This is a genomic window from Streptomyces melanogenes (assembly GCF_014649795.1).
In the GTDB taxonomy this organism is placed as follows: Bacteria; Actinomycetota; Actinomycetes; order Streptomycetales; family Streptomycetaceae; genus Streptomyces; species Streptomyces noboritoensis.
Genome location: NZ_BMTS01000015.1, coordinates 1 through 26,555, shown reverse-complemented (window position 1 = coordinate 26,555; position 26,555 = coordinate 1). Strand labels below are relative to the sequence as shown.

The window sequence follows — 26,555 nt, the reverse complement described above, 5'->3', positions numbered from 1 at the left end:
CGGATGGTCGGCGGGGGCGCCCTTCGTCGTACGCCGGATCCCCGCCCCGCGAGGTAACGCTTTGATAGCCCCCCGGCCCCACCCCATTGACGCCCCCCTGAACACGGGCCTACCTTCCCTCCATCCGATAGGAAACTTTCCTAACAGTGGAGTTGGGGAAGCCGAGACCTGAAGGGCAGGTGCTGCCGTCGTGGCCGGTACTACCCCGGGAACGCCGCGCGTACTCCGCGCCATGAACGACCGCGCCGCCCTCGATCTGCTGCTTGAGCACGGCCCCCTGTCCCGTACCCGGATCGGGAAGCTCACCGGGCTGTCCAAGCCGACCGCGTCGCAGCTGCTCGCGCGGCTGGAGGCGGCGGGGCTGGTGGTGGCGACCGGGACCACCGAGGGGCGGCCCGGGCCCAACGCCCAGCTGTACGCGGTCAACGCGCGCGCCGCGCACGTCGCCGGGCTCGATGTGACGCCCGAGCGGATCCGGGCGGCCGTCGCGGACGTCGCCGGGGACGTGGTCGGGGAGTTCGAGGTGCGCACCCCGGGCCGCCGGGCCGGCGAGTCCGTGGTGCGGCAGGTCACCGACGCGCTCGACGGGGCCGTGAAGGCCGCCGACCTCGTCCGGGGCGATCTGCACCGCGTCGTCATCGGCACGCCCGGCGCCTTCGACCCCGGCACCGGGCGGCTGCGGTACGCCTCCCACCTGCCCGGCTGGCACTCCCCCACCCTCCTCGACGAGCTCGCGGCCGCGCTGCCGATGCCGGTCGAGTACGAGAACGACGTCAACCTCGCCGCCATCGCCGAGCAGCGGCTCGGCGCCGCGCGCGGCCACGAGGACTTCGTGCTGCTGTGGAACGAGGGCGGGCTCGGTGCCGCGCTCGTCATCGGCGGGCGGCTGCACCGCGGGTTCACCGGCGGCGCCGGCGAGGTCGGCTTCCTGCCGGTGCCGGGCGCCCCGCTCGTCCGGCAGGTCACCAAGGCGAACTCCGGCGGCTTCCAGGAGCTGGCGGGCGGGCAGGTACTGCCCCGGCTGGCCCGGGAGTTCGGTGTCGCCGACATCCCCGGCGGCACGCCCATCGAGGTCGCCACCGCCCTCGTCGCCCGGGCGGCGGAGGCCGTACGGCGGCGGGACGAGGAGGGCGGCGAGGCCGGCGGCCGCGATGCCCGGATCGAGAACGCCGACCCCGACGCCCCCTCCCGCCGTCTCCTCGAAACCTTCGCCACCGGTCTCGCCACCGGCCTCGCCTCCATGGTCGCCGTGCTCGACCCCGAGCTCGTCGTGCTCTCCGGCGCGCTGATCTCCGCCGGTGGCGAGCCGCTGCGCGCGCTCGTGCAGCACGAGCTGGGCGAGCTCGCCGCCTCCCGGCCGCGGCTCGTCATCGGCGAGGTGCGCCACCACCCCGTACTGCGCGGCGCGTTGGAGAGCGCCCTGGCCGCCACCCGCGACGAGGTCTTCGACACCTCCCGCTGACCCCCGCCACATCCGACAACCGCACATCCTCGTTCCTCCGCCCCCGCCCCGGGAGACTTCGCCATGTCCGGAAACAGCCCGAACCGCCGCCGCTCGGCCGCCGCACTCGCCGTGACCGCCTCCATCGCCCTGTTCGCCTCCGCGTGTACGGGCCAGAGCACCTCCGAAGCGAAGGACGACGCCTCCAAGGAGACGACGATCACCTTCTGGCACGGGTGGAGCGCCCCGGAGGAGGTCAAGGCCATCCAGGCCAACGTGGACGCCTTCCAGAAGGCGCACCCCAACATCCATGTGAAGGTCGTCGGCAACATCAACGACGACAAGATCAACCAGGCGCTGCGCGCGGGCGGTTCGAACGCGCCGGACGTGGTCTCCTCCTTCACCACCAACAACGTCGGCAAGTTCTGCTCGTCCAAGGCCTTCGTCGACCTCGCCCCCTTCCTGAAGAAGGACGGGATCGACCCGGCGAAGACCTTCCCGAAGGCGATGAACGAGTACACGCAGTTCGACGGCAGGCGCTGCACGCTCCCGCTGCTCGGCGACGCCTACGCGCTCTACTACAACAAGGACGCCTTCAAGGAAGCCGGGATCACCGCCCCGCCCAAGACGTGGGGCGAGTTCGCCGCCGACGCCAAGAAGCTGACCAAGGCGAAGGGCGACTCGTACGAACAGCTCGGCTTCATGCCGACCTACCACGGCTACGAGTCGACGACCGAGCACTACATCGCGCAGTGGTCGCCCACGTACTTCGACTCCAGCGGCAAGTCGAACATCGCCAAGGACCCGGCCTTCGCCAAGGGGCTCGCCTTCCAGAAGCAGCTGGTGGAGGACCTGGGCGGGTTCCAGAAGCTGGAGAAGTTCCGGTCCGGCTTCGGCGACGAGTTCGGCGCCAAGCACCCCTTCCACCTGGGCCAGGTCGCCATGCAGCTGGACGGCGAATGGCGGCTCGGCATGGCCGAGGACACCAAGCCGAAGTTCGAGATCGGGGTGGCCCCGCTGCCCGTACCGGACGACCAGGCCGCGACCTACGGCAAGGGGTACATCACCGGGACCATCGCCGGGATCGCCGCCACCTCCTCCAAGCAGAACGCCGCCTGGGAGCTGGTGAAGTACATGACGACCAACACCGAGGCGGTCGTGAACTTCGCCAACGCCATCCACAACGTGCCCTCCACGCTGGACGCGCTGAAGTCCCCGAACCTCAAGTACGACCCGCGCTTCAAGACGTTCCTGGACATCGCCCAGAACCCGGCCTCGACCACCAGCCCGGCCTCCGTCAACGGCGGCCAGTACCTGGTGTCGATCCAGAACCTCGGCTACGACGTCGAGAAGGGCAAGCAGGGCGACATCAAGGCCGGTCTGGAGAAGACCGCCAAGGAGATCGACACCACGATCGACCAGGCCAAGTAGGCCGGGAATGACCACGTACACACTGCGCGCCAAGCGCCGCCGGGCGGCGCTGCGGACCGCCGCCTTCATGTCCCCCTGGCTGATCGGCTTCGGCGTCTTCTTCGCCTACCCGCTGATCTCCACGGTCTACTTCTCCTTCACGCACTACGACGGGTTCGCCGACCCCACCTTCAACGGGTTCAAGAACTGGTCGTACGTCTTCAACGACTACCCGCTGTTCTGGCCCGCGCTGCGCAACACGCTGTGGCTGGTGGTGGTCATGGTGGTCTGCCGGGTCGCCTTCGGGCTCGGCATCGGACTGCTCATCACCAAGATCAAGACGGGCACCGGGGTCTTCCGGACCCTCTTCTACCTGCCCTACCTGGCGCCGCCCGTCGCCGCCACGCTCGCCTTCGTCTTCCTGCTCAACCCCGGTACGGGACCGGTCAACTCGGTCCTGTCCGACCTCGGGATACCGGCGCCGGACTGGTTCACCGACCCCAGCTGGTCCAAGCCCGCGTTGACCATGCTCGCGGTGTGGGGCGTCGGCGACCTGATGGTGATCTTCATGGCCGCGCTGCTCGACGTACCGAAGGAGCAGTACGAGGCGGCCGAGCTGGACGGGGCCTCGTCCTGGCAGCGGTTCCGGTTCGTGACGCTGCCGAACATCTCGCCCATCGTGATGTTCGCGGTGGTCACCGGGATCATCCAGACCATGCAGTACTACACCCAGCCGCTGGTGGCCGGGAAGGTCGCCTCGGGGATCATCGGCAGCTCCGGGCAGCCGTTCGAGCCCGGCTACCCGGACAAGTCGACGCTGACCCTGCCGCAGCTGGTGTACAACCTCGGCTTTCAGCGCTTCGACTACGGCTCCGCCTGCGTGGTCGCCCTGGTCCTCTTCGCCCTCTCCATGGCCTTCACCGCACTCCTGATGCGGCGCCGTGGCGGACTGATCCAAGCAGGTGACTAGGCAGATGGCCGACATGACGTACGCACTGGACGCCCCGGTGGCCACCCCGGCGGCCCGCGTCGCCCGCCGCAAGGCGCTGCTCCACTGGATCGGCGTGCACGCCCTGGGCGTCGCGGCGGCGCTCTTCTTCGTGCTGCCGTTCGTGTTCATCGTGCTCACCTCGCTGATGGACAACCAGCAGACGCTGACCCGCGACCTGGTCCCCGACCACTGGCAGTGGTCCAACTACAAGAAGGTGTTCGACACCCCCGGCTTCCTCACCTGGTGGCGGAACACCCTGCTGTACGCCGGGCTCGGCACCGTCCTGACGGTGGTGTCCTCGGTCCCCGTGGCCTACGCGCTCGCCAAGTTCCGCTTCCGCGGCCGCAACCTGTCGATGATGCTGGTCATCTCGATGATGATGCTGCCGCCGCAGGTGATCATCATCCCGATGTACCTGTTCTGGGCGAAGCAGCTGGACCTGTCCGGCACGCTCTGGCCGCTGATCATCCCGATGGCGTTCGGCGACGCGTTCTCCATCTTCCTGCTGCGGCAGTTCCTGATGACCATCCCCAACGAGTACCTGGACGCGGCGAAGGTCGACGGCTGCGGAGAGCTGCGCACCCTGCTGCGGGTCGTGCTGCCGATGGCCAAGCCGGGGATCGCCGCGGTCGCGCTCTTCCAGTTCTTCTACGCCTGGAACGACTACTTCGGGCCGCAGATCTACGCCTCGGAGAACCCGGGCGCCTGGACCCTCTCGTACGGCCTGGAGTCCTTCAAGGGCGCGCACCACACCGACTGGAACCTGACCATGGCCGCGACCGTACTGGTCATGGCCCCCGTGATCCTCGTGTTCTTCTTCGCGCAGAAGGCGTTCGTCGAGGGCGTCACGCTCACCGGAGTGAAGGGTTAGACATGAAGCTCACCGTGGTCGGCGGAGGATCGACCTACACCCCCGAACTCATCGACGGATTCGCCCGGTTGCGGGACACGCTGCCCATCGAGGAGCTGGTCCTGGTCGACCCGGCGGCCGACCGGCTCGACCTGGTCGGCGGCCTCGCCCGGCGCATCTTCGCCAAGCAGGGCCACCCGGGCCGGATCACCACCACCTCCGACCTGGACGCGGGCGTCGAGGGCGCGGACGCCGTGCTGCTCCAGCTGCGCGTCGGCGGCCAGGCGGCCCGCGAGCGCGACGAGACGTGGCCGCTGGAGTGCGGCTGCGTCGGCCAGGAGACGACCGGCGCGGGCGGCCTGGCCAAGGCGCTGCGGACCGTGCCGGTGGTCCTGGACATCGCGGAGCGGGTGCGGCGCACCAACCCGGACGCCTGGATCATCGACTTCACCAACCCGGTGGGCATCGTCACGCGCGCGCTGCTCCAGGCCGGCCACAAGGCGGTCGGGCTCTGCAACGTGGCCATCGGCTTCCAGCGCAAGTTCGCCAAGCTGCTCGGCGTCGCCCCCGGCGAGGTGCACCTGGACCACGTCGGCCTCAACCACCTCACCTGGGAGCTCGGGGTGCGCCTGGGCGGCCCCGACGGGGAGAACGTGCTGCCGAAGCTGCTGGCCGAGCACGGGGACACGGTGGCGGACGACCTGCGCCTGCCCCGGCAGGTTCTGGACCGGCTCGGCGTCGTCCCTTCGTACTATCTGCGCTACTACTACGCGCACGACGAGGTCGTACGGGAACTGGGCAGCAAGCCGTCCCGCGCGGCGGAAGTCGCCGAGATGGAGCGGCAGTTGCTGAAGATGTACGGGGACCCGGCGCTGGACGAGAAGCCGGATCTGCTGGCCAAGCGGGGCGGCGCCTTCTACTCGGAGGCGGCCGTCGACCTGGCCGCCTCGCTGCTGGGCAACGGGGGCAGCCCGGTGCAGGTCGTCAACACGTACAACAACGGCACCCTGCCGTTCCTCGCCGACGACGCGGTCATCGAGGTGCAGGCCCGGGTGGACGCGAACGGGCCGGTGCCGCTGGCCGTGCCGGACCTGGACCCGCTGTACGCGGGGCTGATCGCGCACGTCACCGCCTACGAGGACCTGGCCCTGGAGGCCGCGCTGCGCGGCGGCCGCGACCGGGTGTTCCGGGCGCTGCTCGCGCATCCGCTGGTCGGCCAGTACGACTACGCCGAGGGCCTCACCGACCGGCTGATCGCGCACAACCGGGAGCACCTCGCGTGGGCATGAGCGTGCTGGCGATCGACGCGGGCAACAGCAAGACCGACGCCGCCCTGATCGGCCCGGACGGCACGGTCCTGGGCACCGCCAGGGGCGGCGGTTTCCGGCCGCCCGCCGTGGGCGTCGAGACGGCGGTGGACGCGCTGGCGGACACGGTCGTACGGGCGTGGGAGGCGGCCGGGAACACCGGTCCGGTGGCGGTCGAGCACGTCTCGGCGTGTCTGGCCAACGCCGATCTGCCCGTGGAGGAGCGCCAGTTGGCGCAGGCCCTGACGGCCCGGGGCTGGGGCGGCACGGTCAAGGTGTACAACGACACCTTCGCGATCCTGCGGGCCGGGCTGCCGAGCGGCGCCGAGCCGCGCGGGGTCGCGGTGGTGTGCGGGGCCGGGATCAACTGCGTCGGCATGACGCCGGACGGCCGCACCGCCCGCTTCCCGGCGCTCGGCAAGATCTCCGGGGACTGGGGCGGGGGCGGCGGACTCGCCGAGGAGGCCCTGTGGTTCGCCGCGCGGGCCGAGGACGGGCGGGGCGGGCCGACGGCGCTGGCGCGGGCGCTGCCGGAGCACTTCGGGCTGCCGAGCGTGTACGCGCTGATCGAGGCGCTGCACCTGGAGCACGTGGCGCCCGCCCGCCGCCACGAGCTGGCGCCGGTGCTCTTCGCGGTCGCGGCGGCCGGGGACCCGGTGGCCCGCTCCCTGGTGGACCGCCAGGCCGAGGAGATCGTGGCACTGGCCGCGGTCGCCCTGGAGCGCCTGGACCTGCTGGACGAGGAGACACCGGTCCTGCTGGGCGGCAGCGTCCTGGCCGCCCGCCACCCCCAACTGGACGACGGCGTCCGCACGTTGCTGGCGGCCCGCGCCCCCAAGGCGGTCCCGCTGGTGGTGGCGGCCTCGCCGGTGCTGGGGGCGGGGCTGCTCGGGCTGGACGCGGTGGGGGCGTCGCCGGAGGTCTTCGCGAGGCTGCGCGGGCAGTACGCGTAGACGGTCGGCGGCGGTGCGCGCGTAGGCGCGGCGGAGGTGGACGCGTAGGCGCGGGGGGTGGTGCGCTTAGACGCGCGGGGGGCGCCGTCGCATCGGTGTGCGCCGAGTGGAACCGATCCGATCCCAGCGGCGTATACATGGTGGGGAGGCAGCGGGGGCAGGGGCGGGGTCAGCGGGTAACAAGATCAGGTCAACCCTTGTGTGGTGGCTGGTCCCTGCGTCCATACTGCTGGCCAGGCACTCGGTGACCAAGGGGGAGGTCAAGTGGCACACCCGCCGAGCACACGCGCACCGCAGGCGCCGGTGACGGCACCGGCTGGGGCACCACCGGCCCCGGGGCACCCGCCCGCCCCCGCTCCGCGCCGGGGCGGCTGGGCCGAGTCCCGGGAGCGGCTGCGCGCCGCCGCGACGACCGAGCCGGGACGGCTGTGGATCATCGGCACGGTGGTCGCGCTGCTCGTCGTGGCGTTCGGCGCGGTGACCGCCTGGGAGGTCTCCGACCGGGCGTCCGCCGCCGACGACGTGGTGAGCCGCAGCCAGCCGCTGAGCGCCGACGCGGCCTCCATCTACCGCTCGCTGGCGGACGCGGACACGGCGGCCGCCAGCGGCTTCCTCGCGGGCGCCAAGGAGCCCCACTCCGTCCGGCTGCGGTACGAGTCGGACATCGCCACCGCCTCCCGCCTGCTGGTGAAGGCCGCGGCCAACACGACGGGCGCCTCCGACTCCGGCCGCTCGATAGCCGCACTCAACGAGCAACTGCCGGTCTACAACGGCCTGATCGAGCAGGCCCGCGCCAACAACCGCCAGGGCTTCCCGGTCGGCGGCGCCTATCTGCGGTACGCGAACGACCGCATGACCCAGCAGCTGCTGCCCGCCGCCCAGAAGCTCTACGAGGCGGAGACCGGCCGGCTCTACGACGACTACGACCAGGCGGAGACCTGGCCGTACGCGGCGCTCGCGGTCGGCGTCGTGGCGCTCGGCGCGCTCTTCTGGGCCCAGCGGCGCAACTACCTGCGCACCAACCGGGTCCTCAACCACGGGCTGCTCGCCGCCAGCGCCGCCTCGGTGGTCGTGCTGCTGTGGCTGGTGGCGGGGCACGCGGTGGCCGCCGCCGACCTGTCGACCTCGCGATCGAGCGGGCAGGAGTCGCTGAAGGTGCTCAACGACGCCCGCATCGACTCGCTGAAGGCCCGCGCCAACGAGAACCTGACGCTGGTGGCGCGCGGGGCGGTCCAGACCAAGGGCGGCGCCGACCAGTACGACACGGACTACAGGGCCGAGATGAAGGACCTGGTGGCCAAGCTCGGCTCGGCCGGGGACCTCGCCGACGACGCCTCGGGGCGTACCCCCGTGAAGGACGCGCAGGACAGCGTCGCCCTGTGGCAGAAGCAGCACGACATCGCCCGGAAGACGGACGACGCCGGTGACTACGACGACGCCCTGGCCAAGGTCATCGGCGCGTCCGGCTCCACCGGCCAGTCCTTCGACCGGGTCGACGCGGCCCTGGAGAAGGCGATCGGCCACGAGCAGCGGGAGTTCACCCGGGCCGCCTCCGACGGCAAGGGCGCGCTGACCGGGCTCCCGCTGGGCGCCGCGGTGCTCGCGGTGCTGGGCGCGGCGGCCGCGGGCGTCGGCATCAGCCGCAGGCTCGCGGAGTACAGGTGAGCACCGTGGGGTACAGAGGAACACCGGCCCGAGGGGCACAGCGGTCCTGGGAGGAGGCGCGATGAACGGGAAGGGCAGGCTCCGCGGGTGGGGCGGCGTCGGCGGGATGGCGCTCGCCCTGGCCGCCGCCGCTTCGCTGCTGGTTCCGCTGTCGCGGCACGGGGCGGACGGGGACGGCACCCAGGTCGGCGGGTCCGGGGTGGGGCAGGGTGTCCAGGCCAAGGCCGACACCTGCAAGGACCCGGAGGCCAGCCTGCCGCCCTCGGTCGAGGACGGGCCGACCATCAAGAGAATCCGGGACAACGGCAAGCTGGTCGTGGGCGTCGACCAGAACAGCTACCGCTGGGGGTACCGCAACCCGGCGACCGGGAAGCTCGAAGGGTTCGACATCGAGCTGGTGCGGGCGATCGCCAAGGACATCCTGGGCGACCCGGACGCGGTCATCTACCGCGCCATCCCCACCAGCCAGCGCATCCCGGCGCTCCAGAAGAAGCAGGTCGACGTCGTCGTGCGGACGATGACCATCAACTGCAAGCGCATCGGCCAGGTCGCCTTCTCCTCCGCGTACTTCAAGGCCGGGCAGCAGGTGCTCGCGCCCAAGGAGTCGTCGATCAAGGGGTTCGACGACACGCTCAAGGGCAAGAAGGTCTGCACGGCGGCGGGCTCGACCGCGTTCGACGAGCTGGAGAAGAACTCGCACGGCGCCGTCTACAAGAACCTGACCGTGCCCAGCCAGCTGGACTGCCTGGTGCGCCTCCAGCTCGGCGAGGTCGACGCGGTGGTCACCGACAACGCGCTCGCCGCGAGCCAGGCCGCGCAGGACCCCGCGGTGAAGCTCCAGGGCGCCCCCTTCACCGAGGAGTACTACGGGGCGGCCACCAATCTGGAGAGCACCGACCTGGTCCGGCGGATCAACAAGGTCCTGGAGGACTACCGCAGCGGCGGTGCGAACAGCCCGTGGATGAAGGCCTACCGCGACTGGCTCGCCGCCGACCTGCCCGGGATATCCGGCCCGCCCGAGCCCAAGTACCGTTGATTGCACCCGGCTTGACCCCGGATCGCAGACCGCAGAGCAACGCAGAGCAGAGAGGTGATCGATGGGCGCGGGATCCTTCCCCGGCTCCTCCTCGGGGAGGCCCGTCCGGCCGGTGCTCGACCGGGACGAGGTGGACCGTGCGCTGACCCGGCTCGACGCCGAGCACGAGGCGATCGAGACCTCGCTCCTCGCGCTCCAGGACCACGCGGGCCGGCGCCTCCTGGAGGGCGCGGAGCTGACCGGGGTGACCCGGGACCGCTGGGCCGCCACCGAGCAGTCGATCACCTTGCTGTGGGCGTACTTCGACGCGTACAAGGTGGCCCTGGACGGCGCCCGGGAGCTGCGCGAGCGGCGCCGCTGGCCCTCCCGCGAGGACCTGGTGGAGCTGACCGAGCGGCTGCGCGGCGAGTCGGTGACGGTCGCCGGTTCGGCCTCCCAGGCCGCCACGCTGACGGGCCCCGCCCGGCTGACCGAGCGGTTCACCCTGGAGCAGCTGGTGAGCCGGATGAACGAGCTGTACGCGCGCTCGCTCGACCTGGTCGTCGCCGCCGACGCGGTGTGGTCGGCGCTGCCCGCCCGGATAGACCTGTTGGCGGCCGAGCTGCACCGCACCCGGGGCCTGGCGCACTCGGTGGGCGTGCGCCCCGGGGAGCACCCGGCGGGCGACGACCTGGAGTCGATCACCGAGGAGCTGACGTCGCTGCGGGCGCAGGTGGTGTCGGACCCGCTGGCGTTCTGGGTGCCGGCCCCGGGCAGCTCCGCGCCGGGCGGCGGCCGCCCGGACACCGAGCGCTACGACCGGGCGGCCCGCGCCCTGGAGGACGTACGGCGGGAGATCGACGCGGTTCTGACGGTCCGTCAGGATGCCGAGCAGCGGCTGGTGCGGCTGCGGGACGTGCTCGTCCGGGCGGACCGCACCCTGACCGAGGCGCGGGCGGCGCGCGGCGAGGTGCTGGCGAAGATCGCCGCGTCCGAGGTGCCCGCGGTGAGCGGTCCGCCGACCGCGCTCCAGGAGCGCCTGGTGGCCGCCGCCGAGTACCGCAGGCACTCCCAGTGGCACCGGCTCTCGCCGCTGCTGGAATCCCTGGAGCGGGAGGCCGAGGACGAACTGCTGCGCGCCCGCGAGTCGCTGACGGCCGTCACCGCGCCGCTGGCGGTCCGCGCGGAGCTGCGCGGCAGGCTGGACGCGTACAAGGCGAAGGTCGCCCGGCACGGCATGGCCGAGGACCCGCTGCTCATCGAGCGGTACGACGCGGCGCGCCGGATGCTGTGGTCCGCGCCCTGCGATCTGCGGGTCGCCGAGGAGGCGGTGCTGCGGTACCAGCGGGCGGCGGCGGAGGTGCTGGTTCCCAGGCAGGCCGGGCCCGTTGACCAGAGGGGGGAATCGTGAGCGACCAGAAGAAGTGCCAGCGCCCCGGTTGCGAGGGCTCCTACGAGGACATGGGCGGCGGCGAGCTGTACTGCGACACCTGCGGCCTGGCGCCGGTGGTGTCCGGATTGGGGTCTCCCCTGTTCGAGCGCAGCCGAGAACTTGGGGAAGGATCGCTTTCCTCGCCCGCGACCGGGATCACCGGCGGCGGCCACAAGGGCAGCGGCTCGTCCTCGGCGCGGTCCGCGCGGTCCTCGACCTCGTCCCGCTCCTCGCGCTCCTCCACCTCCCGGCGCTCGGTGTCGGGGCGCCTCTCGCGCTCCCTGACGGGGGCGGGCAGCGCGCGGTCGGTGTCGGTGCGCAGCTCGGGCTCGGCGACGAGCAGTTCGGGCCGCAGCAGACTCGGGGCCGGGCTCGTCACCGTGCCGGGAGTGCCGCGCCCCAACCCGGCCACGGCCGTGATGGAGCACCCGGAGGTCCCCGAGCGGAAGCGTTTCTGCTCGCGTTCGGACTGCGGGGCGCCGGTGGGCCGCTCGCGCGGGGAGCGGGCCGGGCGCACCGAGGGGTTCTGCACCAAGTGCGGCCACCCGTACTCGTTCGTGCCCAAGCTGCACCAGGGCGACATCGTGCACGGGCAGTACGAGGTGGTGGGCTGTCTGGCGCACGGCGGCCTCGGCTGGGTCTACCTCGCCGTGGACCGCGCGGTCTCGGACCGCTGGGTGGTCCTCAAGGGCCTGCTCGACACCGGCGACCAGGACGCGATGGCGGCGGCGATCTCCGAGCGCCGCTTCCTGGCCGAGATCGAGCACTCCAACATCGTGCGCATCTACAACTTCGTGGAGCACCTCGACCAGCGCACCGGCTCCATGGACGGCTACATCGTCATGGAGTACGTGGGCGGCAAGTCGCTCAAGGAGATCGCCAACGAGCGGCGCGGCCCGGAGGGCAAGCGCGACCCGCTCCCGGTCGAGCAGGCCTGTGCGTACGGCATCGAGGCACTTGAGGCCCTCGGCCATCTGCACAGCCGCAACCTGCTCTACTGCGACTTCAAGGTCGACAACGCGATCCAGACCGAGGACCAGCTGAAGCTGATCGACATGGGCGCGGTGCGCCGGATGGACGACGACGAGTCGGCCATCTACGGCACGGTGGGCTACCAGGCCCCCGAGGTCGCCGAGGCGGGCCCCTCGGTCGCCTCCGACCTGTACACGGTCGCGCGCACGCTCGCCGTGCTCACCTTCGACTTCCAGGGCTACACGAACGTCTTCGCGGACAGCCTGCCCGACCCGGACAACATCGAGGTCTTCCGGACGTACGAGTCGTTCTACCGGCTGCTCGTGCGCGCCACCGACCCCGACCCGGCGCGCCGGTTCGCCTCCGCGCAGGAGATGGCCGAGCAGCTGACCGGGGTGCTGCGGGAGGTCGTGGCGCTCCAGACCGGCCGCCCGCGCCCGGCCCTGTCGACCCTGTTCGGGACCGAACTGCGCGTCACGGACACGTCGTTGTTCGCGGAGCTCACCGGGGACGTGTCGACGCTCGGGGCGCGCGTGGTGCCCGAGAGCCGGTGGGCGCGCAGGCGCGCGGCGGCCAACGGGTCCACGGCGCCGGACGCGGGGGCGGCCGGCGCGCTGGTGTACACGGGCGCGGGCGCCGTGCCCGTCGCCGTGGCGGGGCCGACCGTCACCGCCGCGCCGCACCCGGCCCCCGGCACCGGCGCCGCCGTCCCCGGCACCCCGACCGCGACCGCCGTCGTCCCCGCGCCCCGCGTCGGCGGCGCCCCCGGCTCGTACGGCGGGGAAGCGGACGGCGACGGCTATCTGCGGCCGCTCGACGCGCCCGCCACCGCGCTGGCGCTGCCGGTGCCGCACGTGGACCCGGGCGATCCCAACGCCGGTTTCCTGGCGGGCCTGATGGCCGCCGCGCCCGTCGAGCTGATCGCCGCGCTGCGCACCGCGCCCGCCAACTCCGTGGAGAAGCGGCTGCGCGAGCTGCGGGCCCGGCTCGACCTGGGCGAACTGGTCTCGGCCGCCCGGGGCCTGGAGTCCCTGGAGGCCGACCACCCCGACGACTGGCGGGTCGTCTGGTACCGGGGCGTGGCCTCGCTCGTCTCCGGCGACCACGAGAACGCCGCGCTGTCCTTCGACGCCGTCTACGACGCGTTCCCGGGCGAGCCGACGCCCAAGCTGGCCCTCGGGGTGTGCGCGGAGGTCCTGGGACAGCTGGACAACGCCGCCGAGTACTACCGCCTGGTGTGGACGACCGACCCGAGTTACGTCAGCGCCGCCTTCGGCCTGGCCCGGGTGCAGCTGGCCGCGGGCGACCGCACGGCGGCCGTGGCGACCCTGGAGTCGGTGCCGGAGGCCTCGATCCACTACACGGCGGCCCGGGTCGCCGCCGTGCGGGCGAGGCTGCGCAGGCGCGCCCCGGGGGACGCGCTGCTCGGCGATCTGCGGGCCGCCGCGGGCCAGGTGGACGCGCTCCAGCACCTGGGCCTGGACGCGGTGCGCCGGGAGCGGCTGGCCACCGAGGTCCTCGGCACCGCGCTCGACTGGGTACTCTCCGGTAGCCAGGGCGGGCCCGGCAAGGGCGAGCGGAGCCGGGGCGGCCCGTCCGGCGAGACCATACTGCTGGGCAGCGAGCTGGACGAGCGGGGCCTGCGGTTCGGCCTGGAGCGTTCGTACCGGGTGCTCGCCCGGCTCGCCGGAAGCGGCGAGGAGCGGATCGAACTGGTGGAGCGGGCAAACCGTTTCCGCCCCCGGACGTGGGTGTGATTGATGGCGCAGATGCACCAGCCGGCAACGGGGTCGACGTGCCCCGGCTGCGCGGAGCCGCTGGAGTCGGGCGACCTGTACTGCGGGGCCTGCGGGTACGACCTGTCGGCCGGGCCCGCGGCCGGGGTGGACACCCCGACGGTGGTCATGGGCAGTCCGGTGGCGGGCGAGGCGTGGCCCGCCGCCCGCACCGCCGACGGCTCCGGCGCACCGGTGCACCTGCCCACCGATCTGCCCGGCACCGACTCGGGCGGCTCCCCGCTGCCCTCGCACGTACGGCTCGACGGGCGGGAAGCGGAGTCCGAGCCCGATGAGTACCCGCTGCCCGCGCCCGACCCGCGTGCCGTGGACCTCGCCGACCTCGGGGAGCACGCCACCCATGTCAGTACGCCCGTGAAGGTCTGCGTGGCCTGCCGGGCCGGGCGGGTCGACGAGGACGGGTACTGCGAGAACTGCGGGCACGCCCAGCCGCGCGAGCGCGACCACATGGAGCGGGAGCTCGGCCCGGTGGCCGCGGTCAGCGACCGGGGCCTGCGCCACCACCGCAACGAGGACGCGTTCGCCGTGTCCACCACCGCGTTGCCCGACGGCTCGCCCGCCGTGGTGGCGATCGTCTGCGACGGCGTCTCCTCCGCGACCCGCCCCGACGACGCGTCGGCGGCGGCCGCGGCCCGCGCCAACGAGTCGCTGCTCCAGGCGCTGCCCCAGGGCACGCACCCGCAGCAGGCGATGCACGAGGCGATCGTGGCGGCCGCCGAGGCCGTCAACTCGCTGGCCGCCGAGCCCGCCCCGGCCGTGGAGCACGACCCGCACCGCCACCAGAACGCCCCGGCCTGCACCCTGGTCGGCGCGATCGCGGCGGGCGGTCTCCTGGTGGTCGGCTGGGTCGGCGACAGCCGGGCGTACTGGGTACCCGACGACCGGACGACCCCGCCCGCCCGGCTCACCGAGGACGACTCGTGGGCCGCGCAGATGGTGGCGGCGGGCCTGATGAGCGAGGCCGACGCGTACGCGGACGAGCGGGCGCACGCGATCACGGGGTGGCTGGGCGCCGACGCGTACGAACTGGACCCGCACACCGCCTCGTTCAAGCCGGACCGCTCCGGTGTGGTCGTGGTCTGCACGGACGGGCTGTGGAACTACGCCGAGGGCGCCGAGGAGATGGCCGGTGCCGTGCCGGTGGACGCCGCCGAACGGCCGCTGCACAGCGCCCAGGTGCTGGTCGGCCACGCCCTGGACGGCGGCGGGCACGACAACGTAACAGTGGCGGTCGTGCCGTTCGCGGTCCCCGTGGCTGGGGCAGGATCCGCCTACAACTAGGCGTTGGTACCGGATTCCACCACATTCTTGTCTCTTCAGGCCCAGAAGCCTCAAGGAGCCCTTCAGATGGCCAACTTCTCCAAGTCCAACGCGCCGCAGTTCTCCGTCGAGGTCTACCAGAACGAGTACCTGCCAGAGGGCGGCCGCGAGGTCAACGCGATCGTCACCGTGACGTCGACGGGCGGGGGCACGGTCGGCGGGGCGGCGCTGACCGGAGCCGCGCTGTCGCCCTCGGCCGTACCGGGACAGGCGCCCGGCGCCGCTGTGGTGATCATGGTCGACTGCTCGGGGTCGATGGACTACCCGCCGACCAAGATGCGCAACGCGCGCGACGCCACGGCGGCCGCGATCGACACCCTGCGCGACGGCGTGACGTTCGCGGTGGTCGCGGGCACCCACCAGGCCAAGGAGGTCTACCCGGGCGACGGGCGCCTGGCCACCGCCGACGCGCGGACCCGGGCCGAGGCCAAGGAGGCGCTGCGCAAGCTGAGCGCGGGCGGCGGCACCGCCATCGGCACCTGGCTGCGGCTCGCCGACCGGCTGCTGAACTCGGCCGACACCCCGATCCGGCACGGCATCCTGCTCACCGACGGCCGCAACGAGCACGAGTCTCCGGCCGATCTGAAGGCGGCGCTGGACGCCTGCGCGGGCCGCTTCACCTGTGACGCGCGCGGGGTCGGCACCGACTGGGAGGTCAAGGAGGTCACCCAGATCGCCTCCGCGCTGCTCGGCACCGCCGACATCGTGGCCGACCCCTCCGGCCTGGCCGCGGACTTCACGCGGATGATGGAGGACGCGATGGGCAAGGAGGTCGCGGACGTCGCGCTGCGACTGTGGACCCCGGTCGGCGTGGAGATCAAGTTCGTGAAGCAGGTCGCGCCCACCGTCGAGGAGCTGACGGGCCGTCGGACCGAGGCGGGGCCGCGCGCCGGGGACTACCCGACGGGCTCGTGGGGCGACGAGTCGCGCGACTACCACGTGTGCGTCCAGGTCCCGGAGGCCGGAATCGGCCAGGAGATGCTCGCCGCCCGGGTCTCGCTGATCCTGCCCGACCCGGCGGGCGGCACCCCGCAGACGCTGTCGCAGGGGCTGGTCCGCGCGGTGTGGACCGAGGACATGGCCGCCTCCACCGCGATCAACCCCCAGGTCGCCCACTACACGGGCCAGGCCGAACTGGCGCAAGTCATCCAACAGGGACTGGATGCCCGCAAGTCGGGTGATATCGACGGTGCCACCGCCAAGCTCGGCCGCGCCGTCCAACTCGCCGCGGCCTCCGGGAACGCGGATACGGCGAAGCTGCTCGCGAAGGTGGTGGACGTCGTCGACGAGGCGACGGGTACTGTGCGACTGAAGGCGAAGGTCGCGGAGGCGGACGAGATGACTCTCGAAACCCGCTCCACCAAGACCGTACGCGTGAAGAAGTAGCCCGAAGAAAAGCACCGCAGCAACGCCGCACACAGCGGTACGCAGTAGCGAAACCACTTGAGTGCCTCGGCCCGAGGGGCCGGACGAGGAGAGGGGGAAGCGACTCCATGCCGACCTGCCCGAACGGACACCAGTCGGGTTCCGACGACTGGTGCGAGGTCTGCGGCCATCGCATGGGCGCCGTGCCGCCGCCTCCCCCGCCCCCGCCGGCCTTCCCGGGGCCGCCCCCGCAGGGCGGCTACGGCTACCCCGGCCCCGAGGCCCCCGCCACCCCGGCGGAGCTCTGCCCGCAGTGCCGCACGCCCCGGGAGGGCAACACGCCCTTCTGTGAGGAGTGCCGCTGGAACTACCTCACCCAGACGGCGACCTCGTACACGCCGCTGGCGCCCAACCCAGCCCCCGGGCGGGGCGAGGGCCTGAACCTGCCGCCCGGCTTCCAGTCGCCGCCGCGCCCGCAGCCGCAGCAGCAGCCGCCTCAGCAGCAGCGCGACCCGTACGAGTACCAGAGCTCGCGGCCCTCGCAGGTCAACCGGCCCGCCGAGCCGCTCGGCGGCGACCCCGCGCAGCAGGGCCCGCCGTCGTTCCGCCAGGGACCGCCGCCGCCCCCGCCGAACGGCGACCCGTCGCTGCGGCAGGGTCCGCCGCCGCACTTCCAGCAGGGGCCGCCGCCCCCGCCGGTCTTCCAGCAGGCGGGGCCGCCCGCGCCTCCGGCGTTCCCGCAGGTGCAGGCGCCGGCCCGGGCTGAGAACGACGACTGGATGATCCAGCCGCCCTCGCAGCAGCCGCCGCAGCACACCCAGGCACCGCAGGCGCCCCAGCCGCCGCAGCAATTCCAGGCGCCGCCGCAGCCGCTCGGCTGGACGGTGACCATCGGGCCGGACCGCGACTACTTCATGGCAATGATGCAGCGCAGCGGGCCGGAGGCGTCCGGGCTCAACCTGCCCGCGTACTCGCCCGAGCAGCAGCGCCCGCTCACCGGCAACCAGCTCACCATCGGCCGCCGCCGCCACTCCACCGGCGAGGCGCCCGACATCGATCTGGCCGTGCCGCCGGAGGACCCGGGCGTCTCGCACCAGCACGCGGTCCTGGTCCAGCAGCCGGACGGCAGCTGGGCGGTGGTCGACCAGAACTCGACCAACGGGACCACGATCAATGGGGCGGAGGAGCCGATTCAGCCGTATGTGCCGGTGCCGCTGCAGGACGGTGACCGGGTGCACGTGGGGGCTTGGACGACGCTGACCGTGCGGCGGGGCTGAGGCCCATTTGGCGTCTGCGGACCGGCCGTGGCTGGTCGCGCCCACGCGGCGGAGCCGCACATGTCACAGCCCCGCGCCCCTAACGGGGCAGGACATCCCGCAGGGGCCACGTATGTGGGCCCTGCGGGTCGTCCAGCCACGCCCATTGACCCTCGTTCGTCACCGTCACGCCGAAGCGTTCCCGTACGGGCCTTCCCTCGCTGCGCCACAGCTCGTACGCCTCGTACGGGTCCAGGGTGTCCGCCGTGAGGGCCAGGAGGAAGCGGAAGAGTTCGTTCTCCAGGCTTGGGCGGGGCAGGCCCGTGGTGTACGGGGTGCCGGGGGAAGGGGCCACGCCCCGTAGCGGGACGAAGTAGGCCGGGGTGTCCAGGAAGCGGCCCTGGGCGTGGCCGGCGTCGCGGACCTCCAGCAGGATCAAGCCGGTGGCCAGCGGGGCCTCGATCAGCGCGCCCGGTGCGCACTGCGCCAGCCATCCGGCCGGTACCGACGGCAGGGTGCAGGTGGCGATGATCCGGTCGAAGGGCGCCCGGGACGGGCAGCCGCGCGCCCCGTCGCCGGTCACCACCGCCGGGCGGTAGCCCGCCGTCGCCAGATGCGTCCGGGCCGACTCGGTGATCTCCGGGTCCAGGTCGACCGTGGTGACCAGCTCCTCGCCCAGCCGGTGGCTGAGCAGCGCCGCGTTGTAGCCGGTCCCGGCGCCGATCTCCAGGACCGCGTGCCCGTCCCGTACGTCCAGGACCTCCAGCATCCGGGCCATCAGCGACGGCTGGCTGCTGGAGGAGAGCAGCTCCCCGTCGCGCACCCGGGTGGCCAGCGGCATGTCCGTGTAGACCCCCTCCAGCCAGCGCGCCCGCCGGTCCGGATCCGGGTCCTGGCGCCACAGCCGCTCGTAGCCGCCGGGGCGCCCCACGAAGTAGTACGGCACGAAGAGGTCGCGGGGCACCTCCTCGAAGGCGGCCCGCCAGGCCGGGTCGGCGAGCGCGCCCCCGGCCACGATCTCCGCGACGAGGGCGGCCCGCGCCCCGGCGGCCGGATCCCGGTGTGCGCCCATATGTCCACTGTGCTGCCCCCGGGCCCGGGAGGCGAGTGGTCCTACGTCCCCGGTCCTCGGTCGCGGCGTCTGAGACCATGGACGGGTGAATGAGATTCCGCGCGGCACGCTTCAGGAGCAGACCTTCTACGAGCAGGTCGGCGGCGAGGAGACCTTCCGGCGCCTGGTCCACCGGTTCTACCAGGGCGTCGCCGAGGACCCGCTGCTGCGGCCGATGTACCCGGAGGGCGATCTGGGCCCGGCCGAGGAGCGGCTCGCCCTGTTCCTGATCCAGTACTGGGGCGGCCCGCGCACCTACAGCGACCACCGCGGCCACCCCCGGCTGCGGATGCGCCACGCGCCGTTCACCGTCGACCGGGCCGCGCACGACGCCTGGCTGACCCATATGCGTACCGCCGTCGACGAGCTGGGGCTCTCCCAGGAGCACGAGACGACGCTCTGGAACTATCTGACGTACGCCGCCGCCTCGATGGTCAACACGGCGGAGTAGACCGGAAGTTCACGTTCCGCCCCTCCCGACCCCGGAATGCGGGAATCCGTCATCGCATTCCGGTCACGATCGGGCAAGATCGGGCCGCAAGCGGTTTCCTCCGGCCCTTGCCCTCTGAAAGCATCCGGACAGACTTTCGGGGGCGAGGCAGGGGGCCGGGTGACGGGGTTCGTGTTTCTGCGGGTGCGGGCGCACCGGCTGCTGCTCGCCGCCGCGCTGCTCGCGGTCCTGCTCACCACCTCGGTCCTGGCCGCCCTGACGGCCTTCTCCGGCTCGATCGGCGACGCGGCCCTGCGCCACACCCTGGCGACGAGGTCGGCCGCGCCCGCCGCGCTGATCGTCAAGGCGACCGTCCCCGAGGCCAAGCGGCAGTCCGCCGACGCCGCCGTGCGCGAGGGCGCGCGGCGCACCTTCGACGGACTCCCGGTCACGACAAGGACGTTGACCCAGTCCGGTCCGTACGCGCTGCCGCGCACCCTCCAGTCGCCGGACGCCCGCAAGGGCACCGACCCCGACCTCACGCTCTTCGCCGCCGTCGACCGCACCCGCGTCCGGCTCACCGGCGGCAGCTGGCCCGCCCCGCCGGGCGCCGGCCGCGAGATCCAGGCCGCCCTGCCCGAGAACGCCGCCGCCCAGCTGGGCCTGCGCCACTGGCCCGTCTCGCTGACGCTCACCGACCGGCTGAACGGCCCGGCCGTGCGGGTCAGCGTCACCGGCGTCTACCGCCCCGTCGACGCCACCGAGGCGTACTGGCAGCTGGACGACCTCGGCGGCCGGGGCACGCGCCGGGTCAACTTCACCACGTACGGGCCGCTGCTCGCCGATCCCACGGCGCTCACCGGCGGCCGCCTCAGCGCGGGCCAGACGTCCTGGCTGGCCTCCGCCGACTTCTCCGCCCTGACCACCCACCGCATCGGCGCCCTGCGCGCGGCCGCGACCAAGGGCCCCAAGTCCCTGGTGGAGGGCGGGGTGTTCGCGGGCGACGCGACCGCCACCACGGCGCTGCCCGACGTGCTCGACCGGGCCGAGCGCTCGCTGCTCGTCTCCCGCTCGACGCTGCTGATCGTGGCCCTGCAACTGGTGCTGCTCGCCGGGTACGCGCTGCTGCTCGTGGCCCGGCTGCTGAGCAGCGAGCGGACCGGCGAGACCGAGCTGCTGCGGGCACGCGGCGGCTCCCGCGCCCGCCTCCTCGGCCTGTCCGCGACCGAGGCGCTGCTGCTCGCCGCCCCGGCGGCGGTGTGCGCGCCGCTGCTCTCCGACCCGCTGACCCGGCTGCTCGCCGGCCACGGCCCGCTCGCCCGGATCGGCATCCACCTCGACACCGGCCCGACCGGCACGGTGTGGCTGGTGGCGGCGCTGGTCGCGCTGGGCTGCGCGGCGGCCGTGGTGGCCCCGGCCCTGTCGGCCGGGCGGACCTCGCGGGGCCGGGCGGCGGCGCTGCCCGCGGCCGTGCGCGCCGGGGCCGACATCGGGCTCCTGGTGATCGCCGGGATCGCCTACTGGCAGCTGGACCGGCAGACCTCCGGCTCCGGGGCGCTCAGCGGCGACCGCGCGGGCTCCCTCGGCATCGACCCGCTCCTGGTGGCCGCGCCCGCGCTCGCGCTGCTCGCCGGGACCGTACTGACCCTGCGGCTGCTGCCGCCCGCCGCCAAGCTCGCCGAACGGCGGGCGGCGGGCGGGCGCGGGCTCCCGGCGGCGCTGGCGGGCTGGCAGTTCAGCCGCCGCCCGCTGCGCGGCGCGGGCCCGGTGCTGCTCCTGGTGCTCGCGGTCGCCATGGGCATGCTGGCGATCGGGCAGTCCGCCTCCTGGGACCGCTCGCAGGAGGACCAGGCGGACTTCCGCGCGGGCACCTCGGTGCGGGTCTTCGGCTCCAGCCTGAGCGGCTTCGGGCAGGCCGGTTCGTACGACAAGGTCCCGGGCGTACGGGCGGTGGCCCCGGCCGCGCGCTCCTCGGTGCAGCTCTCCGGCGGCCGCTCCGGGACGCTGCTCGCCCTGGACACCGCGCACACGGACGGGCTGCTGCTCCGCCACGACCTCGGCGGCAGGTCCGCGGGCGACCTCCTGGACGAGCTCACCCCGCGCCGGGCGGCCCGGACCGGTGTGCTGCTTCCGGCGGACGCCGCCGAGCTCGCCTTCACCCTGCAAATCGATGCCAAGAAGGCGGCGGACGGCGGCGCCCCGGACCCGCTCACCGTGAACGTGACGGCGCAGGTCGAGGACCGCTTCGGCATCCTGTACCGCCTCGCGCCCACCACCGTGGAGACCGACGGGCGCCCGGCCGAGCGCCGGATCTCCCTCGACGTCGCGGCAGGCGCGCCGGTCGGCCGCCCGGCCGCGCCGCTCACGCTCACCGGTTTCGACGTGGACTTCACCCTGCCGGAGACGAGCGAGCAGCACCGGTTCACCGTGCGCGAGTTGCGGACCGTGGCACGGGACGGGCGCACCGCCCCCGCCGCACTGCCAGCGGCCGGCCGCTGGCAGGCCTCCGCCAAGGACTCCGGGAGCGGCCAGGGCGGCCTGGAGTCCCTCACGCCGGAGAGCGGCGGGCGGTCCCTCTCGGTCCCGTACGTCACGGGCGCGAGCCCGGCGCCCACCTTCTCGGACCCGGTCCCGAGCCGTTCGGTCCGGCTCTGGGCCGTCCGCCCCGCCCCGCCCGCGCTGACGGCGATCGCCACCGACCGGTACCTGGCCTCCAGCGGGACCCGGGTCGGCGACACCGTCACGGCCGTCCTGGCCGGGCAGACCCTGCGCGCGAAGGTCGTCGACCGGATGGCCGAGGTCCCCACGACCGGGCCCGGCGCCGAGACGGTCGCCACCGGCCGCGACGGCGGCACGCTCCTGCTCGACCTGAACGCCGTCAACCAGCGGCTCGCCGCCGACACGGGCACCAGCCTCGCCCCGACCGAATGGTGGCTGGCCACCGGCCCCGGCGACGCGGCCCGCGCGGCGGCGGCGCTGCGGGCCCGGCCGGACATCGACCCGCAGCAGGTGGTGGTGCGCGCGGAGGTCGCCGAGCAGCTGCGCGACGACCCGCTGGGCGCGGGCCCGCAGGCCGCGCTGATCGCCGCCGCGATCGTGGCGGCGGCCCTGGCGGCGGTCGGCTTCGCGGTGAGCGCGGCGGGCTCGCTGCGCGAACGCGGCGCGGAGTTCGCCGTGCTGCGGGCGCTGGGCGCCCCGCGCCGCCAGCTGGCCCGGCTGATCGCGGCCGAGCAGGGGGTGCTCATCGCGCTTGCGCTGCTCGTGGGGCTCGCCCTGGGCGAGGTGCTGACGCGTGCGGTGGTGCCGCTGATCGTACTGACCGGGCAGGCCACCCAGCCGGTGCCGAAGGTGCTGGTGGAGCTGCCCGCCGGGCGGCTCGCCGTACTGCTCGCGGGGGTCGCCGCCGTACCGCTGCTGATCGTCGCGACGCTGGCGCTGCGGCGGACCGACCCGGCGGTCTCGCTGCGCCACCAGGGGGACAACTGACATGACTGCCAAGGCCGTTGCCCCCTGGGTGCGCACCCGGCTGCGGACCGCGCCGGGCGCCGCGGGCGCGCTCGCCCTGCTGGTGCTGCTCACCGCGTTCCTGGCCGCGGCGCTGCCGCGCGGGGTCGACCGGTACGAGGACCGGGGGCTGCGCCACGCGGTGGCGTCGGCGGCGCCGGACAACTCGGTGATCCGGCTGGCCGGCCCGATGCCCCTGGGCGGCGACCCGAGCGCCCCGCCGCTCGGCCCGCAGGCCATGGAGCAGGCCTACCGGAAACAGCTCAAGGCGATCCCGGCGCCGCTGCGGGCGGACGACGGGCAGTCCGCGTACGGGGTGCGCACCACGGAGAAGATCCCCGCCACCGACCCGCTGGACTCCTGGCTGCCCAGGCCCGAGGGCATGCCGCCGCGCCTGCTGGTCGCCTCCCGGTCGTCGCTCGCCGACCACGCCCGGCTGGTGAGCGGACGCCTGCCCACCGCGAAGGCGGACGCGACCTCGCACACGGCGGAGGCCGTGGTGACGGCGTCGACCGCCAAGGCGCTGCACATCACCCCCGGTTCGGTCGTCCACATCCCGGGCGCGGAGGGCAAGCCGCTCGCGATCCGCATCACCGGCACCGTGCAGCCGCTGCTCCCGGACGCCAGCTACTGGGCCACCGAACCGGCGCTGCGCGCCCCCCAGCTCGTCCCCGCCTCCCCCAAGCCGGACGAGCCGCACTACTGGTACGCGGGCCTGATCCTCGGCGCCGACTCGGCGCCCGTCCTCCTCGGCACGGCGGGCAGTCCCGAGGTGTACGCGGACATCGCCCCGGCCGCGCACGCCATGAACGCCCGTCGGCTGCACGGCCTCTCCACCTCCGTGGCCTCCCTGGAGGGCGGCCCGGCGCTCGCCGCCCTGCGGCTGCTGGTCGGCCCCGGCACCACGGTCTCCACCGAACTCGACGCGATCCTGGAGGAGTACACCTCCGTACGCGACTCGATCACCCCGGTGGTCGCGGTCGCCACCTTCGGCACGGCGACGGTGGCGGGGGTGGTCCTGCTGATGGCGGGCGGCCTGGCGGCGGCCCGCCGCGGCACCGAACTCGCCCTGCTGCGCGCCCGGGGCGGCTCGCTGCCCGGCATCGGCGGCCGCCTCGCCGCCGAGACGGCGGTGGTGACGGTCCCGTCGGCGGCGCTCGGCCTGGGCCTGGCGGTCCTGGTCGTACGCGGCGGCCGGCTCGTCCCCGCCCTGCTCGCCGTGGCCGCGGTCGCGCTGGTGTCCTGTCTGGCCCTTCCGGTACGGGCGATGGTCGGCCACCGCACGGTCCGCACCGCGTCCGACCGCGACGACCTCGTACGGGTCCGGCCCTCCCGGCGCCGCACCGTGGCCGAACTGACCCTGCTGGTCCTGGCGGTGGGCGCGGTGGTGGCACTGCGCCGGCGCAGCACGGCGGCGGGCTCCGACACACTGGTCAGCTCGGCGCCGGTGCTGGTCGGCGTGATCGCGGCGCTGGTGCTCGTACGGCTGTATCCGCTGCCGCTGCGCTGGGCGGCCCGCCCGGCCGCGCGGCTGCGCAGCACGGTCGGCTTCCTCTCGCTGGCCCGTGCGGGCCGCGCCCCCGGCGGCGGAGTGCTCCCGCTGCTCGCCCTGCTCACGGCGCTGACCACGGCCGCGTTCGGCGGCTCGGTGCTCGCCGGGGTGGCGGACGCCCGCGACCGGGCGGCGCTGTACTCGACGGGCGCGGACGCCAGGATCGACAGCGTCACACCGCTGCCGCGCGGCCTGGCCGACCGGGTCGCCAAGGTCGACGGGGTGTCGCAGGTGGTGGCGGCCCATGTCGAGTACGGCGTGGAGATGCCGTACGGCGACCGGATCGCGGTGATCGGCGCGGACCCGTCCCCGTACGCCGCCCTCACGGACCGCACCGGTCTGGGCGCGATCGGGGCCGACGACCTGAAGGCCCGCCCCGGCGGCAAGGCCCTGGCGGCGATCGCGTCACCGAAGGTGGCGGCGGGCCTGGGCCGGGGCCCCCGTGAGGTACGGGTGGCGGGCTACCGCCTGATGGTCCAGGTGGTGGGGATACGCGAGCGCACGCCCGCGGTCCCGCGCAGCGACTTCCTGCTGGTGGACACGGCCGGTCTCGGCGCACGCGAACCGACGACACTGCTGGTGGCGGGGACGGGACTGGACGGGGAGGACCTGCGCCGCACGGTGACGACTCCCCGTACCGCAGGGGAGCGGCCCACGGTCCGACTGCGCACGGAGACCCGCCACAAGCTCGTCGACTCCCCGCTCCAGTCGGGCGCGGAGCGGGTGTACGGGGCCGCCGTGGCGGCGGGCGCCGGGTACGCGGTGCTGGCGCTGCTGCTCTCGCTGCTGCGGGGCGCGCCGGAGCGTTCGGCGCTGCTGGCGCGGCTGCGGACGATGGGCCTGACCCGCCGCCAGGGCCGCCGTCTGCTGATCCTGGAGGCGCTGCCCCAGGCGGTGCTCGCCGCGCTGGGCGGCGCGCTGACGGGCTGGGCGGCGACGGAACTGCTGTCCCCCGGCGTGGACTTGACGGGCCTGGCGCTCGCGGCGTCTGGGCAGACGGCCTCGGCGGGCAGCGGCCTGCGACCGGACGCGATGTCCCTGCTGATACCGGCGGTGTGCGTGGTGGCGCTGGCGGCGGGGGTCGCGGCGACCCAGGCGTGGTGGACGAGCCGACGCGGCTCGGTGACGGAACTGAGGGCGGGAGACACGAGATGACGGGGACGAAGGAGGGGGCATCGTCGGGAGCGGATACGGCCGTCCGGACGCTGTCCGAACTGGAGGAACGGGCGGCGGCGCGGCGCGACCGCCCGGCGTACGGCCATGACGCCCTGATCGCCTGCGACCGCCTGGTCCGGATCTTCACGACGGACGGCGTCGAGGTCCAGGCGTTGCAGGGCCTGGACCTCCTGGTCACGGAGGGCGAGTTGATGGCCCTGGTGGGAGCGTCGGGCAGCGGGAAATCGACCCTGATGAACATCCTGGCGGGCCTGGACGTGCCGACGGCGGGCCAGGCGAAGGTGGCGGGCCGGGACCTGCTGTCGATGGACGCGAAGGCGAGGCTGGACTACCGGAGGGAGGTGGTCGGCTTCGTCTGGCAGCAGACGGCGAGGAACCTGCTCCCCTACCTGACGGCGGCCCAGAACGTGTCCCTCCCCCTCCAACTCCGAGGCCGCCGAAGGGGCGGCGCGAAGGGCAAACCGCCCCGCGCGGACGAACTCCTCACGCTCCTTGGCGTGGCCCACTGCCGTGACCGCCGCCCCCACCAGATGTCCGGCGGCGAACAACAGCGCGTGGCGATAGCCGTGGCCCTGGCCAACAACCCCTCGGTCCTCCTGGCCGACGAGCCGACCGGCGAACTCGACTCCACCACGGCCGAACAGATCTTCGCGGCGTTCCGCACGGCGAACGAGGAGCTCGGCACGACGATCGTCATCGTCACCCACGACCAGACGGTGGCGAACGAGGTCCGCCGCACGGTGGCCATCCGAGACGGCCGCACCTCCACAGAGGTCCTCCGCCGCACCCACCTCGACGAACAGACGGGCGAGGAGTCCGTGATCTCCCGCGAATACGCGATGCTCGACAGAGCTGGCCGCCTGCAACTCCCGGCGGAGTACACGGAGGCGCTGGGGATGGAGCGAAGGGTGCTGCTGGAGCTGGAACAGGACCATATCCAGGTGTGGCCGGATGGGGCGTAGGTCTTGGCCCGGGGTGCGTCTGCGGGTGGGTGGGGGTGCTGGTCGCG

At 73.7% G+C, this 26,555-nt stretch carries 19 protein-coding genes; 17 read left to right on the top strand and 2 right to left on the bottom strand.

What is annotated here, in order from left to right; translation table 11 throughout:
* The first annotated feature begins 190 nt into the window (after positions 1-190).
* The 9 genes from IE252_RS29080 (at position 191) to IE252_RS29040 (ending at position 11,043) form a co-directional block, all read left to right on the top strand.
* Positions 191-1,462, top strand: coding sequence for an ROK family transcriptional regulator (locus IE252_RS29080; RefSeq protein WP_190092410.1), 1,272 nt, complete (start codon positions 191-193; stop codon positions 1,460-1,462).
* Between the two features lie 63 nt (positions 1,463-1,525).
* Positions 1,526-2,872: an ABC transporter substrate-binding protein gene (locus IE252_RS29075; protein WP_190092409.1), complete on the top strand. Its 1,347-nt coding sequence runs from the start codon at positions 1,526-1,528 to the stop codon at positions 2,870-2,872.
* 7 nt (positions 2,873-2,879) lie between these two features.
* A complete protein-coding gene (locus tag IE252_RS29070) occupies positions 2,880-3,821 on the top strand; it encodes a carbohydrate ABC transporter permease (protein WP_190092408.1) in 942 nt (313 codons plus the stop codon).
* A 13-nt stretch (positions 3,822-3,834) separates the two neighbouring features.
* A complete protein-coding gene (locus IE252_RS29065; protein ID WP_190092531.1) occupies positions 3,835-4,713 on the top strand; it encodes a carbohydrate ABC transporter permease in 879 nt (292 codons plus the stop codon).
* Between the two features lie 2 nt (positions 4,714-4,715).
* Positions 4,716-5,981 carry a 6-phospho-beta-glucosidase gene (locus tag IE252_RS29060; RefSeq protein ID WP_190092407.1) on the top strand — a complete coding sequence of 422 codons (1,266 nt, stop codon included), beginning with the start codon at positions 4,716-4,718 and terminating at the stop codon, positions 5,979-5,981.
* Entirely contained in the window at positions 5,978-6,952 is a 975-nt protein-coding gene (locus tag IE252_RS29055) for an N-acetylglucosamine kinase (RefSeq protein ID WP_190092406.1), read from the top strand. The genes IE252_RS29060 and IE252_RS29055 overlap by 4 nt, the downstream gene beginning before the upstream one ends.
* 264 nt (positions 6,953-7,216) lie before the next feature.
* Entirely contained in the window at positions 7,217-8,617 is a 1,401-nt protein-coding gene (locus IE252_RS29050; RefSeq protein WP_373298634.1) for a GlnX family signal transduction membrane protein, read from the top strand.
* Between the two features lie 61 nt (positions 8,618-8,678).
* Positions 8,679-9,653, top strand: coding sequence for a glutamate ABC transporter substrate-binding protein (locus tag IE252_RS29045; protein WP_190092405.1), 975 nt, complete (start codon positions 8,679-8,681; stop codon positions 9,651-9,653).
* 61 nt (positions 9,654-9,714) lie between these two features.
* Complete coding sequence (locus IE252_RS29040) at positions 9,715-11,043, top strand: hypothetical protein (RefSeq protein ID WP_190092404.1); 1,329 nt, start codon at positions 9,715-9,717, stop codon at positions 11,041-11,043.
* A 40-nt stretch (positions 11,044-11,083) separates the two neighbouring features.
* On the opposite strand, the gene IE252_RS44535 is transcribed toward IE252_RS29040, so the two are convergent.
* The gene (locus IE252_RS44535) at positions 11,084-11,443 is read right to left on the bottom strand and encodes a hypothetical protein (RefSeq protein WP_444545962.1); all 360 of its coding nucleotides are present in this window, start codon (positions 11,441-11,443) and stop codon (positions 11,084-11,086) included.
* A gap of 10 nt (positions 11,444-11,453) precedes the next feature.
* Between IE252_RS44535 and IE252_RS29035 the strand changes: the two genes are divergently transcribed.
* The 4 genes from IE252_RS29035 (at position 11,454) to IE252_RS29020 (ending at position 17,794) form a co-directional block, all read left to right on the top strand.
* Positions 11,454-13,793 carry a tetratricopeptide repeat protein gene (locus IE252_RS29035; RefSeq protein WP_444545961.1) on the top strand — a complete coding sequence of 780 codons (2,340 nt, stop codon included), beginning with the start codon at positions 11,454-11,456 and terminating at the stop codon, positions 13,791-13,793.
* Positions 13,794-13,796: 3 nt separating this feature from the next.
* Entirely contained in the window at positions 13,797-15,113 is a 1,317-nt protein-coding gene (locus IE252_RS29030) for a PP2C family protein-serine/threonine phosphatase (protein ID WP_190092403.1), read from the top strand.
* A gap of 66 nt (positions 15,114-15,179) precedes the next feature.
* Complete coding sequence (locus IE252_RS29025; protein ID WP_190092402.1) at positions 15,180-16,538, top strand: vWA domain-containing protein; 1,359 nt, start codon at positions 15,180-15,182, stop codon at positions 16,536-16,538.
* 107 nt (positions 16,539-16,645) lie between these two features.
* Complete coding sequence (locus tag IE252_RS29020) at positions 16,646-17,794, top strand: FHA domain-containing protein (protein WP_190092401.1); 1,149 nt, start codon at positions 16,646-16,648, stop codon at positions 17,792-17,794.
* Between the two features lie 79 nt (positions 17,795-17,873).
* On the opposite strand, the gene IE252_RS29015 is transcribed toward IE252_RS29020, so the two are convergent.
* On the bottom strand, positions 17,874-18,845 hold the full coding sequence (locus IE252_RS29015) for a methyltransferase domain-containing protein (RefSeq protein WP_190092400.1): 972 nt from the start codon (positions 18,843-18,845) through the stop codon (positions 17,874-17,876).
* Between the two features lie 85 nt (positions 18,846-18,930).
* Here IE252_RS29015 and IE252_RS29010 point away from each other — a divergent pair, with 85 nt between their 5' ends.
* The 4 genes from IE252_RS29010 to IE252_RS28995 all read left to right on the top strand — a co-directional run bounded on the left by IE252_RS29010 (position 18,931) and on the right by IE252_RS28995 (position 26,508).
* On the top strand, positions 18,931-19,335 hold the full coding sequence (locus tag IE252_RS29010) for a globin (protein WP_190092399.1): 405 nt from the start codon (positions 18,931-18,933) through the stop codon (positions 19,333-19,335).
* A gap of 159 nt (positions 19,336-19,494) precedes the next feature.
* Positions 19,495-22,800 carry an FtsX-like permease family protein gene (locus IE252_RS29005; protein WP_190092398.1) on the top strand — a complete coding sequence of 1,102 codons (3,306 nt, stop codon included), beginning with the start codon at positions 19,495-19,497 and terminating at the stop codon, positions 22,798-22,800.
* A gap of 1 nt (position 22,801) precedes the next feature.
* The gene (locus IE252_RS29000) at positions 22,802-25,525 is read left to right on the top strand and encodes an FtsX-like permease family protein (protein WP_190092397.1); all 2,724 of its coding nucleotides are present in this window, start codon (positions 22,802-22,804) and stop codon (positions 25,523-25,525) included.
* Positions 25,522-26,508, top strand: coding sequence for an ABC transporter ATP-binding protein (locus tag IE252_RS28995; RefSeq protein ID WP_190092396.1), 987 nt, complete (start codon positions 25,522-25,524; stop codon positions 26,506-26,508). The genes IE252_RS29000 and IE252_RS28995 overlap by 4 nt, the downstream gene beginning before the upstream one ends.
* The last annotated feature ends 47 nt before the right edge of the window (positions 26,509-26,555 follow it).